The 12,272-nt window shown below is 41.8% G+C and carries 7 protein-coding genes; 2 read left to right on the plus strand and 5 right to left on the minus strand.

All coding sequences use genetic code 11. The features are described 5' to 3' along the window. The 5 genes from BM073_RS17800 to BM073_RS17820 all read right to left on the minus strand — a co-directional run. Nucleotides 1-312, minus strand: a 312-nt coding sequence (locus BM073_RS17800; protein ID WP_245756428.1) for a transposase, incomplete at its 3' end; no start/stop codon positions are given. 716 nt (nucleotides 313-1,028) lie between these two features. Continuing rightward, complete coding sequence (locus BM073_RS17805) at nucleotides 1,029-3,584, minus strand: cation-translocating P-type ATPase (RefSeq protein ID WP_091655691.1); 2,556 nt, start codon at nucleotides 3,582-3,584, stop codon at nucleotides 1,029-1,031. Nucleotides 3,585-3,666: 82 nt separating this feature from the next. Continuing rightward, nucleotides 3,667-6,075, minus strand: a complete 2,409-nt coding sequence (locus tag BM073_RS17810; protein WP_091655692.1) for a TonB-dependent receptor plug domain-containing protein — start codon at nucleotides 6,073-6,075, stop codon at nucleotides 3,667-3,669. 70 nt (nucleotides 6,076-6,145) lie between these two features. Next, the gene (locus tag BM073_RS17815; RefSeq protein ID WP_139217526.1) at nucleotides 6,146-6,664 is read right to left on the minus strand and encodes a hypothetical protein; all 519 of its coding nucleotides are present in this window, start codon (nucleotides 6,662-6,664) and stop codon (nucleotides 6,146-6,148) included. A gap of 1,283 nt (nucleotides 6,665-7,947) precedes the next feature. Continuing rightward, complete coding sequence (locus BM073_RS17820) at nucleotides 7,948-8,433, minus strand: hypothetical protein (RefSeq protein ID WP_139217527.1); 486 nt, start codon at nucleotides 8,431-8,433, stop codon at nucleotides 7,948-7,950. A gap of 101 nt (nucleotides 8,434-8,534) precedes the next feature. Here BM073_RS17820 and BM073_RS17825 point away from each other — a divergent pair, with 101 nt between their 5' ends. Together BM073_RS17825 and BM073_RS17830 are read left to right on the plus strand one after the other, a co-directional pair. Beyond that, on the plus strand, nucleotides 8,535-11,057 hold the full coding sequence (locus BM073_RS17825; RefSeq protein WP_091655695.1) for a DUF7133 domain-containing protein: 2,523 nt from the start codon (nucleotides 8,535-8,537) through the stop codon (nucleotides 11,055-11,057). An 11-nt stretch (nucleotides 11,058-11,068) separates the two neighbouring features. Next, complete coding sequence (locus tag BM073_RS17830; RefSeq protein ID WP_091655696.1) at nucleotides 11,069-12,133, plus strand: sugar phosphate isomerase/epimerase family protein; 1,065 nt, start codon at nucleotides 11,069-11,071, stop codon at nucleotides 12,131-12,133. Nucleotides 12,134-12,272 lie beyond the last annotated feature (139 nt).

The raw sequence follows: 12,272 nt of genomic DNA on the forward strand, positions 1-12,272 counted from the left end.
CATCTTTTCTAAATAGTCAATCATGATCTGTTTCTGTCCAACAGTTCGTTCGAGCTCCTTGACCTTTTCTTCGAGTTCCTTTAACCGATGTGTCTGGCTGTCTTTCATCTCAACGATTCTGATATTTTTTTCATTGTAAGTGGAATACTTGTAAATCCAACGATAAATAAGAGCATTACAAACTCCGTAATGCTTTTGCATTTGAGGAACAGACATGACTCCTTTTTCGAAGTCGTCTACCAATTTACGTTTAAATTCTTCAGAAAATTTACGATGTGAATTGATCCTTTTTCCCGTTTTTAGCATCTTCATTCTGATTTAAAAACGGTCAACCTATTTCAGGGAATGACACAGTGGCAGTAGGCAGTGTCGTCACCGCGAGGCACGAAGCGGTCTCAACAAGTCTGAATTAAGAATTATGAAGTCTTAAATATTGGCGTTTAAGTATTAATCTCCCGCAAAGGATTGAAGAAGCAAAGAAAGTCTAAAAGATGAAATGAGAAGTCTGAAAAGTAGGCAGTGGCAGTAGGCAGAACGCAGTCCCGGAAGCATAGGTGTCAATGACATGAGTTAAAGCTCCGAAGGAGCGCCAGATATTTTAGCCCCACCACGGCGGGCAAGCGTGGGTTTTAACCCACGGATCGTAGGACGAAATCTTCGCCAGCGCTGGCTCAAGAGCTTCTTTTGGAGAGTATGCTATTTGCCAGCAAGACGGCGAGGGAATATTTTTTTTTCACAAAAGGATTAAGAATTTATAGATTAATTAAAATGGTTGGAAGTAAGGGCTTCGACTCCCTGACTAGCCGTCAGGCAGGCGCTCAGCCTGACATTGGTTTTGACCCTGAAATCTGTGAAGTTCTGTGAATTTATCTGCGTTTATCTGCGGGAAATAAAAGCGATAATATGCCTAAAAAAAGCCTCAAAAGTTCCTCTGCCCTTCGTAAATCGTAAATCCTATATCTTAAATTTCAATCTCTGTGTTCTCTGTGGTGAAAATAATCAGCTGAGAAAAATAGAAATTATCACCATCAACCAAATTTTCTTTTCCTTTTGATAAATTTCTCCAACTCAACCGCATGAAATACAATCAAGCCCATTCCGAAACAAAATGCCAATTCCTCCAAAGTCAGCGCTTGGGTATGAAAAACACTATTGAAGAAAGGCAGATAAATCACTGCCAGCTGAATAAGCATAGTAGCAAACACGGATAAAAGGAGTGGACTATTGCTTTTAAAGCCCTGTTCGTACAAGAAAGTCTGTTCACTTCTCACAGCAAGCACATGCCCCAACTGGGAAAATGCCAAAACCGTGAAAACCATGGTTTGCCAATGCCATCCATGCTCAATAGCCCAGAATTGGGAGAAAATAGTAACTCCTGCCATCAAGAGTCCAACCCAAATGATATGAACTCCAACCCCGTCTGCAAAGAGACTTTGACTGGGCGGGCGAGGAGGCCTTTTCATAATGTTTTTCTCTGCTCTTTCTCCCGCCAATGCCAAAGCTGGCAGCCCATCCGTCACCAAGTTGATCCATAAAATATGGATAGGTAAAAGCGGAATAGGTAATCCAAGTAGAGGAGCGACTACAATGGTCCAGATTTCCGCACCATTACAGGTCATGATGTACTTTACAAACTTGCGGATATTGTCGAAAATTCTCCTTCCTTCCCGAATTGCCCGGACGATGGTGGCAAAATTATCATCCAATAAAATCATATGAGCCGCCTCCTTACTCACATCTGTTCCGGTGATTCCCATTGCCACTCCAATCGTACTGCTTCGCAAAGATGGGGCATCGTTAACTCCGTCTCCTGTCATCGCTACATAATGTCCTCTTTTCTGTAATGCTTTTACAATTCGAATCTTTTGATCGGGGGTCACCCGGGCATAAACCGAAATATGCTCTACTTCCTGCTCAAATTGCTTATCGGATAATTGGGCAAATTCTTTTCCGGTCAGGATTTTCTGACCTGATTCTAAAATCCCCACTTCCTTGGCGATCGCTTTGGCCGTTTCTGGATGATCTCCGGTGATCATTACAGGATGAATTCCCGCAGTCTTACATTCCTGAATTGCCAATACAGCTTCTTCCCTTGGCGGATCTATCATTCCACAGATGCCAAAAAAGTCCAAATCCTTTTCCAGAGAATCGGTACTGATTTTTTCGGGTTTTTGATCTAAAATCTTTCCTGCAAAGGCCAAAACTCTTTGTCCATTGGCAGCCCATTCATTGCTTTTTCTTAGAAATTCATCTTTATCAGCATTGGGAGTGCAGGCATCCAAGATGGACTCCATGGCTCCTTTGCAAAGCAAAATAATCTTGCTATCGGACTCATGCAGGGTGCTCATTCTCTTTCTCTCCGAATCGAAAGGGATTTCATCGAATCGGGGAAATAGTTTTTGTATAAACTGATAATCTTCTTCTCCTAAATTTCCTCTTACCCAATTGACCAAGGCCAACTCGGTAGCCTCGCCTTGCAATTCTCCGTCTTCGTCGGGCTTGATATCATGATTCAAGGCCATGGCCAAATCTATATTGGAATAATTGCTGGTAATGGGGGCGATTTCTGCCGATGCTGTCTGCATGACAGTCATTTGATTTTTAGTCAAAGTGCCTGTTTTATCAGTGCAGATATAAGTGATCGAGCCCAAGCTTTCCACGGCAGGAAGTTTTCGGATCAAGGCTTCTTTTTTTGCCAGCCTGGCTGCTCCCAAGGAAAGCGCGATAGTAATCAGGGCCGGCAATGCCTCTGGAATAGCTGCGACCGCCAAACTTACCGATAGCAGCAAAAGAGGGATAGGTTCCTCTCCCCGCAATATGCCGAAGCCGAAGATCAAGAGACAAATCAGCAGGACGAGATAAGAAATGATTTTTCCAAAACGCTTCATCCTTTCTTGAAGCGGTGTTTTTGGTCTTTCCTCCTGAAGCAAATCTGCGATCTTACCCAATTGAGTTTGCATCCCGGTAGCTATCACCATGCCTATTCCTCTGCCATTGGTAACCAAGGTTCCTTTAAATAAGTGATTGGCACTTTCTACCTTCGGGCTTTCAATTATCTGATTTTTCAACCCGGATTTCTCTACCGGCACGGACTCCCCTGTCAAGGAGGCTTCGTCCATTTGTATGGAGAATCCTTCCAGCAATTGGATATCAGCTGGAATCATATTTCCTGCTTCCAGTCTTACCAAATCCCCCGGAACCAATTCCTCAGACTTGACCTGAACATTCTTTCCATTTCTGATTAGGTTGGCCTGAACCTCACTCATTTTTTTGAGTGATTCCATGGCTTTTTCGGCTCTATATTCCTGAACGAATCCCAAAATGGCATTGAGGATAATAATAACCAGGATAATGATGGTGTCAGTCCATTCACCAGCAACACCGGATATCAAAGCCGCTACCATCAAAATAACGATCATAAAGTCCTGAAACTGCTCCAAAAATAGTCTCCAGGCTGGTTTTCGCTTTTTTTCTTCCAAAAGATTGGGGCCAAACTCAGCTCTTCTTTTTTCCACTTCCGCCTCACTCAGGCCTTTAGAGATAAAAGCTGAAATTTCGGATGGAGATGAAGGAAAAAATGACATAGAATGCTGGCTTAAACTCCTTTAAAATAAAAAAGTCTGAGGAGAATCTACTCCTCAGACTGGTATTTGATTGAGCTTATTTTTAGAAACTGGCTTTAAGGGAAAGCTGGATATTTCGGCCCGGTCCTGAAATGCCGGAACTGAAAGGCCTGTAGCGCTGATCCGTGATATTTTCGATTCCTGCATTCAAAATCAGGAAGTCAAAAATCGGATAGCTTGTTTTGAAATTTAGGGTATACCAGGAAGGGGCAAAGGTGTTTCCATCACTGTCTTTTGCATAAATTTCTCGCTTTGCACGCTCTTCTACAGGGAGCTCATCGAAGCTTTTTTCACCCTGATAACTTGCATAAAGCTGAACCTGAAGTTTGTTTTTTCTATAGGTCAATCTGCTTATTCCAAACATGGGGGCGGCATGACGGGATGGGCTGATTGCACCATTGTCTAGTTCTTCTTCACCGCTTTGAATATTCAAATCCGATGAAAAGGAAAGGTGATCATTCATTTTGATTTCCAATCCAATTTGTAGCCCATATACTCTGGCCTGAGCTGCATTTTGGATTGCCTGTACCTTACTCAATTCACCTTGATAGATGATGCTGTCATTTCCTGCCAAAGTAAAATCCCTTCTAACCAAGGCATTATTCAGTAAAGTATAATAGCCAGTTACATCCAGTTTGGCGAAATCACCGAGTTTTTTGGCTACACCTAAATCCAAAGAATAGGCATATTCGGCTTCCAAATCAGGGTTGGGCACGGTCACAGCTCCGGGTTCAGAATCAAAAACCTTTCCTATATCATCCACATTGGGAGACCGAAAGGCCGTTCCAAAATTGCTGCTGATAACCCATGAATCATTGGGTCTATACACTCCTCCTATACTTCCTGTCAAAGCTCCATCGGAAAGATTGGCCTCTGTGAAAGGGAAGGGATAAAAGCTGGTATCGAAGCTTGCATCCAAGCCAAACCAATTATAGCGCAGTCCACTTTGCAGATTAACTTGCTCATTCAATTTGTGCTCTTCATTGATATAAACTCCAAATGAACGCCAATCCGCTCTCGGATATCTGGAAGGGCCGGGGCTTGATTCTAGGATGGTAATATTGGTGATCATACCATTGGAATAAACCTCATTCAGAACCCACTCAGCTCCATAAACCAAGGTATTATTGGCGTCCAGGATTTTGGTAAAGTCGGTGTTGATGGAGAAGGCTGTCACCTTTTCATCCTGTGTTGTCCGAATCGGTTTATTTAAATCCCTGTCTATTCTGCTTTCTTCAAAATGCTGATGTGCCAGCCTGATACTCATTTGATCAAATGCTCCTTTTTGAGCAAAATGTTTGATGCTCAGATTATTCATCATCCAGATTTGAGGTCCATAATCCCATTCAGCATAGCGGGGAAGTCCATTTCGGATTCGATTATGTCTGTCATATCTTCCATAGGGAGAAGTTTCAGAATAATGAAAACCGTATTGAAAATCCCAGGCTTGCGAGGGTTTGAATCGAACCTTTTGCATCAGATTAAGCTGAGAATAGGCAGATGGAATTTGTCTTAATCCTCCATCTTCCAGAGGAATTACTACATCCTCTTCATTGATTCTTTTGACATAAAAGGGTTTCAGATAATCATCGGGCCCATTAGATCCCTGTCTCAGATGATCGTAGTCCCAAGCACTGATACTCGTACTGATTGCCCATTTTTTCCAGCCAACATTCAAGTCCAGATGTCCTGTACTTTCATTATTTGCCGAGGAATATCGGGTGATTGCATTGCCGGAAATACTGGCATTTTCATCTAAGGAAAACTTTGGAGTCAAGGTATTGAAACTCATAACTCCACCTACTGCATCGCTTCCATATATCACCGAACCCGGACCAAATAATACCTCTGCGTGCTCCATGGCAAATGGGTCCAGGTTGATCACATTTTGAATATTGCCTCCCCGGAAAATGGCTGTATTCATTCTGACTCCGTCCACCACATACAATAGGCGGTTGGTTGCAAACCCTCTGATCATAGGGCTTCCACCTCCCTGTTGGCTTTTTTGGATATACACTTTTCCGGATACTCCCAGTAAATCTGCGGCAGTTTGAGGATTTTGGAATGCTATTTCATCGGGTGATATGGATATTATTTTGGTAGGTAAATTTTCAGAGGATCGGGACCATCTATTGCCGGAAATCACCACCTCGCTGAGATTGAGGTTGGAGTTTTCCAGTTGGATAATATTTCCCAAAGTGAGCAGTTCATCATAGCTTATCTTGATGGTTTGATGACCAAAACTGCTGATCGTAATTTTTGAAGCCCCTTTGAATGGGCTCAAGTTGACCTGACCTTTGGAATTTGTCAATTCAAAGGCAGGAGGTATTTCACTACTCAAGGTAGCGTAACGGATGGGTTCGGATGTGGCTTTATCTACCAAAGTGACTGTTTGAGCCTTTAGCTGAAAGAAAAAGCAAAGCATGCCAAACCCAATCAATATTTGTTTCATAATTGACGAATTGATGCGAATGGATAGACCTTTCCCAGTTCAGCCGGAAAAGGTGATTTCTATTGGTATATCAATTCAAAAAATCAGGAGGTGAAAACGGATTGGAAAGTAAGGGCTGAGGAACAGCCTGAGGGATAAAACTGGAATATTGTCTGTTTATTTCTTGCGAGAAGGGTTTGGGAATCAAAGAATGATTGGCATGAAAGAATAGGGTGAAAACGGCCAATTGTTGTTCTTTTTCAGTTCCTTCTTCTTCCCAGAGTTTGGAGAGTTGCTTTTTGATTTTGGTTTCTTCCATATCCCTCCAAACCAAATAATGAATTTGATCCCCATCTTCTTTGATTTCGAGTACATCATACATTTCGCCTTTGTATTCAAACTCCCGTTCATGTTCCCATTCCAAGAGCGTTTTGGATTCCTCTATTGTGAAGCTTAAGGTAATAAGGTTGGACTTTTCCTCAGATTCTTCAAACCTGCTTTCAAAGGAGTTTTGAAGCTGAGTTTTTTGAAAATTCAGCCACAGCAAGCTCAATGTCAGGGGACCTGACAGCACAAAAAGGAGCAATATGGAGCTTAGACGGATTTTCAAGATTTAGGGATGAAATGTCAATTTTCTTGAAAATTTACAATAATTAAATAAGTATTATGCTTTGGGAGCATGGAAGTGATAAAGGGCCCCTTTGGAAGGCTGAATTATGAAAGTGTGAAGTCTAAAAAGTAGGCAGTAAGCAGTGGTAGTAGGCAGTGTCGTCACCGCGAGGAAGCAGTCTTGATAAGTATGAAATATGAAATTTGAAGTCTGAAAAGTAGGGATGCGATTTTATCTCCCGCAAAGGAATTAAGAGGCAAAGAAAGTCTGAAAGATAAAGTGAGAGGTCTAAAAAGTAAGCAGTGCCGTCACTGCGAACCCGCCATTCTTTATTTTAATGATGATTAACTCGGAATGTTTCTAAGAATACAATTAATGGAAAAGTATTGGATCGGGTGAAGCAGTCTTAATAAATCTAAAAGATGAAGTGAGAAGTCTAGAATGTCCCTTTGCGATTTTATCTCCGGAAAAGGATTTAAGAGTCAAAGCATTTATCAAATCGCACCTCTGGTGCTCTTGGTTCATTTCATAACTTATTTTCTACAATAATATCACACCGCTGGTGCTCCTGATTAGCTGGATTTTTGAGAGCCTCGGAGAGGCGTTTTGATTGTAGTATCTGGCATGACGAGTAAATAAGAGCTTCGGAGAAGCGATTTGATATTTATTCTTCTTCAGCAAAAAAGATAAGAAGCTAAGGAAGGATTTGATTTGAGAAATCTTGCTGAGGGTAGTCAAATCTGTGAAAAACTTGCCTGACGGCAGTCAGGTCTGCGAATTTTTCTGCGTTGATCTGCGGGAAATAAAAGCGATTAAATTTCTAAGCAAAGCCTCAAAAGTTCCTCAACCCTTCGTAAATCTTAAATCGTAAATCAAAAATCTTAATCCTGAGTCTCTGTGTATTCCTCCGTGTCCTCTGTGGTTTTAAAAGCTCGCTGCGGCGCAAAGAATTGATATCCCGCAAAGAATAGAAGAAGTAAAGATGATTTTGGAGTGGTTTGCAACAAAGGCTTCGACTCCCTAACTAGCCGTCAGGCAGGCGCTCAGCCTGACATTGGTTTTGACCCCGAAAATCTGTGTAGAACTTGCCTGACGACAGTCAGGTCTGTGAATTTTTCTGTGTTGATCTGAGGGAAATAAAAGCATTTTATTTCTAAGCAAAGCCTCAAAAGCTCCTCAGCCCTTCGTACCCCGATATTTATCGGGGCGTAAATCGTAAATCAAAAATCTTAATCCCTGAGTCTCTCTGTGTATTCCTCCGTGTCCTCTGTGGTAAAAAAAACCTACTCTCCCTTAATCAAACTCAAAAAACTCCCATTCCTCAATTCATAATCCACCCCGGAAACAGGATTGTTAAAGCCCTTCAGTTCTAATCTGATTTCCTGTTCAATTCTTCCCAAATCCCTGTAATAATTCAACCAAAAAGAAGAAGAGGAATTAAGACCATGAACCTTACACCAATTGAAATACCCTCTGCTATCGGTAAATAACTCAAGGTTGTATAGGACTAAAAAAAGGCAAAGAGGCTGATTCTTTTCATCAAAATCCCCACGCTCATCTTCCAAATAAAGCGTCCAGTATTTTTGCTTGATTTTTAGCTCCACCTCCAACATCAAATCTTTGAAAACGCCTCCATCTCTCACAAAAATTGTATGAGAGCGAATCAAATCAATAAAAGCCGTCAGAGGTGTTTGGTCCATATATTTTAATCGGATATTCCTAATGCTAAGTTGATAAAATTCCAGATTATTTCTTGTAAACGTTTCCATTTGAAGAATATTTATTGGCAATTGCTCTATTTATCCTTAAAATGAGTTAAAAATTGAGTGATTCGCTCGATTTGCCTCTAAACCCAAAATTTCCTTGCCTGATGTTTTTTAAGCTCCGTCACCTGTTGATAGTTTTCAGCCTTGCAGTTGCATCTTGTACTGAGCAAAAGCCTTTGGAAGAAAGCCAAGACAGTCCCGTTCGGTCTCCTCAAGAGGAATTGGCAACTTTTCAGATTGAGGAAGGATTTGAAGTACAGTTAGTGGCTTCCGAACCTTTGGTGGAAAGCCCAGTGATCATCCAATTTGATGAAGACGGCAGGCTTTGGGTGGTGGAAATGCGGGGCTATATGAGTGATATAGAAGGTTCGGAGGAAAGCCTGCCTGTTGGAAGAATTGCCATATTGGAGGACTTGGATGGAGATGGAGTGATGGATCACAGAATTACCTATCTCGATAGCCTGATTATGCCGAGGGCTTTGGGATTGGTTCGCAATGGAGCTTTAGTTGCTGAAAATAATGCACTCTGGATTACCAAGGATTTGGATGGAGATTGGAAAGCTGACACTAAAGTATTATTGGATTCTACCTATGCTTCGAATGGAATTCCGGAGCATTCCGATAATGGCTTCGTGAGAAACCTAGACAATTGGTATTACAGTGCCAAGTCCAGACTGCGCTATAGGTTTCAAAATGGATTTTGGATTCGGGATAGCACTGAGTTTCGCGGACAATGGGGTATTTCCCAAGACGATCAGGGAAGGTTAGTGTATAATTATAATTGGTCTCAGTTGCATGCCGATTTGGTGGCTCCCAATTCCATCACCAGAAATCCCAATCATCAACCTAGCACAGGCATAGATCATGGTTTGACTATTGACAGGAAGATTTTTCCCATCAGGTCAAATTTGGCGGTCAATCGGGGATATATTCCCGGAACTCTTGATTCTGCGGGGCGATTACTGGAGTTTACCTCTGCTTGCTCACCCACGGTGTATAGAGCTGATCTCTTTCCAGAGGAATATCGAGGAAATATTTTCGTCCTGGAAAATGCTGGGAATTTGGTCAAAAGAAATGTGGTTCGGGAAAAGGGAATGCTTTTAGAGGCTTTTGACCCAAATCCTGGTAAGGAATTTTTAGCCTCAACAGATGAACGCTTTCGTCCTGTATATGCCAGTGTTGGTCCCAGTGGAGGATTGTATATAGCAGATATGTATCAGGGAATTGTACAGCATGGAAGCTATATGACTCCCTATTTGAAAGAACAAACCTTATTGAGAAAACTCGAAGCTCCCGGGCACATGGGCAGAATTTGGAGAATTGTTCCCAAAGGTTATCAATATCAAAAACCTCCTCAGCTTTCAAAATTGGCTCCCGACCAATTTCAGGTCTATTTGGCCAATTCAAATGGTTTTTACAGGGATCAAGCTCAGCGGATAATGGTAGAAAGCGGAGATCTAAAAATTGCTAGGGATTTACAAAATCTGGACTTTTCACTGGGAGGAAAATATGCTTCGATTCACGGCCTTTATACGCTGGAAGGCTTGGGTGCTTTAGATAGTAAGATCCTTTTCAAGGCCTTAAATTCCAGTAGTCCCGAGGTTCAAATTCATGCTTTAAGGTTGTTGGAAGCCTTTCAAAATGAGCCTGGTGTGAAGCAGAACTTAAAAAAGTTCTACCAAGCCAATTCAGCAACCAAAAACCCAACTCTGGCTCTGCAGATGGCTCTTTCCTCCTTCGTATTGGAGTCAGAGATTCAGTTTGAGGCCTTAAAGCAAATGGCAGAGAAATATGGATTTGAAGCCTTGATGCGGGATGCCATTCTTAGCAGTTTGGAGAAGCGTGAAAGTGACTTTTTGAATTTCTTGTCAGCAGACTGGAAAAACCCTAATCCGGAAAAGGAAATAGTATTGGAAATACTCAGTGCTGCCATTATTCGCAATAAAGATAAAAATGAGATATCAGATCTGTTGATATTAATTGAAAAGAACCAAGATAACTGGAAAGCACAGGCGATCTTAGCGGGGATGGCTGTTCAGGCAGGAGATGTTGAAAACATTGGCTTGGTTTCTTTTTCCAGCCAACCTGCATTTTTCAAAGATCAGAAAATGGGTTTGGACCAGAGGCAGTTGGAAAAAATCAAGCTCTTATTTCGATGGCCAGGCCACCAGCCTGAAATCGAAGAAAATACCACCATGAATCTGGATGCTGAATCTATGAAGCAATTTGCCTCAGGAAGACAAAAATACCTAAGCGCCTGCGCAGGTTGTCATGGAGGAAATGGAAAAGGAGTTAACCGAATGGGCCCACCTTTAGCGAATTCAGATTGGGTTTTGGGAGATGAAAGAAGGCTGTCTTTGATTTTGCTGCACGGGATAGAAGGGCCCATTGAGGTAACAGGGAAAAAGTATAATGCTCCGGAAATTCTACCTGTTATGCCTTCCCATTCTACCTTGGATGATGGAAGTATTGCTGCCATTTTAACCTACATCCGCAACGAATGGGGAAATCAGGCAGCACCCATTTCGGGTAGAACAGTGGGGAGAGTTCGTCATACCTCACAGGGAAGAGTGTATCCTTGGTCTGCCAATGAATTGAATGAGCACGTGAAAAACCTTCAAGAATAAACCCCCACCTTATGAAATCCACCCGACGAGAATTTATCAAAACAGCCAGTTTGGGCCTTTTGGCTACAGGTTTTTCTATGCCTGCTATTCCGGATTTCCTCAAGGAATATAAAATGGGAATTGTGATTCATTCTTATGGTCATCGGTATGGATCCAAAGTTGGCAGCTCTCAATATCCCGGCTTTCAAAACACCCTTGATTTCATGAGGCATTGTCATGCAATTGGGGCAGGAGGGATACAGATAGGAGTGGGAACCTGGTTTGGTGAAATGGGGCAAAAAGTCCGGGAAGCAAGGGAAGAAATGGAGATGTATTTAGAGGCAAGTATTGCCATGCCTGAGGGGGAAAGAGATGTAGATAGGTTTGAAAATGAAGTGCTATTGGCGAAAGAAGCTGGAGTAATGGTGATTAGGACTGTTTGCTTGGGAGGCAGGCGCTATGAAAATTTTAAGAGTAGAGAAGAGTTTGTTGCCTTCAAAGCATATTCTATTCAAAGAATTCAATTGGCTGAAAAGGTGGTGCGAAAGCATCAGATGAAATTGGCGATAGAAAACCATAAAGATTGGAAAGCAGCCGAATTGGTAGAAATCCTGCAAAATCTCAGTAGCGAGTGGGTGGGAGCGACAGTTGATTTTGGAAATAATATATCCTTACTGGAATACCCAGATGAGGTGATAGAAACATTGGCACCTTTTGCATTTTCTACCCATGTGAAGGATATGGGAGTTCAAGAGTATGAGGAAGGCTTTTTACTTTCAGAAGTTCCTTTGGGAAAGGGCATAGTCAAACTGAAGAAAGGAATAGAGCTCTGTAAAAGCTATCATCCTGAGGTAAATATTTCATTGGAAATGATTACCAGAGACCCTTTGAAAATCCCTTGTTTTTCGGAGAATTATTGGCAAACCTTTGAAAATCCTTCATCTAAAAAATTTAAGAAGTATCTTCAAATGATCGGCAAAGAAAGCTTTGATGGAAAACTTCCTTCAATCAGCAATCTAGGAGAAGAAGAAATCCTGGCCTTGGAAGAAAATAACGTGGTGGATTGCTTAAGGTATTATGGAAAGCTGAAGTCTTAAAGTCTGAATTATTAAATTCTGAAAGCTAAAGTGAGAAAGCTGAAAAGTAGGCAGTAGGCAGTAGGCAGTGTTGTCACCGAGAGGAACGAAGCGGTCTCATAAAGGATGAAATTTGAAGTGAGAAAGCTGAAAGTTGGCA

The organism is Algoriphagus ornithinivorans (assembly GCF_900115305.1).
In the GTDB taxonomy this organism is placed as follows: domain Bacteria; phylum Bacteroidota; class Bacteroidia; order Cytophagales; family Cyclobacteriaceae; genus Algoriphagus; species Algoriphagus ornithinivorans.

Excerpts from the sequence above, each read along its gene's own strand:
- BM073_RS17805 (WP_091655691.1), bottom strand. The coding sequence starts at position 3,584 with ATGTCATTTTTTCCTTCATCTCCATCCGAAATTTCAGCTTTTATCTCT.
- BM073_RS17825 (WP_091655695.1), top strand. The coding sequence starts at position 8,535 with ATGTTTTTTAAGCTCCGTCACCTGTTGATAGTTTTCAGCCTTGCAGTT.
- BM073_RS17810 (WP_091655692.1), bottom strand. The coding sequence starts at position 6,075 with ATGAAACAAATATTGATTGGGTTTGGCATGCTTTGCTTTTTCTTTCAG.
- BM073_RS17830 (WP_091655696.1), top strand. The coding sequence starts at position 11,069 with ATGAAATCCACCCGACGAGAATTTATCAAAACAGCCAGTTTGGGCCTT.
- BM073_RS17820 (WP_139217527.1), bottom strand. The coding sequence starts at position 8,433 with ATGGAAACGTTTACAAGAAATAATCTGGAATTTTATCAACTTAGCATT.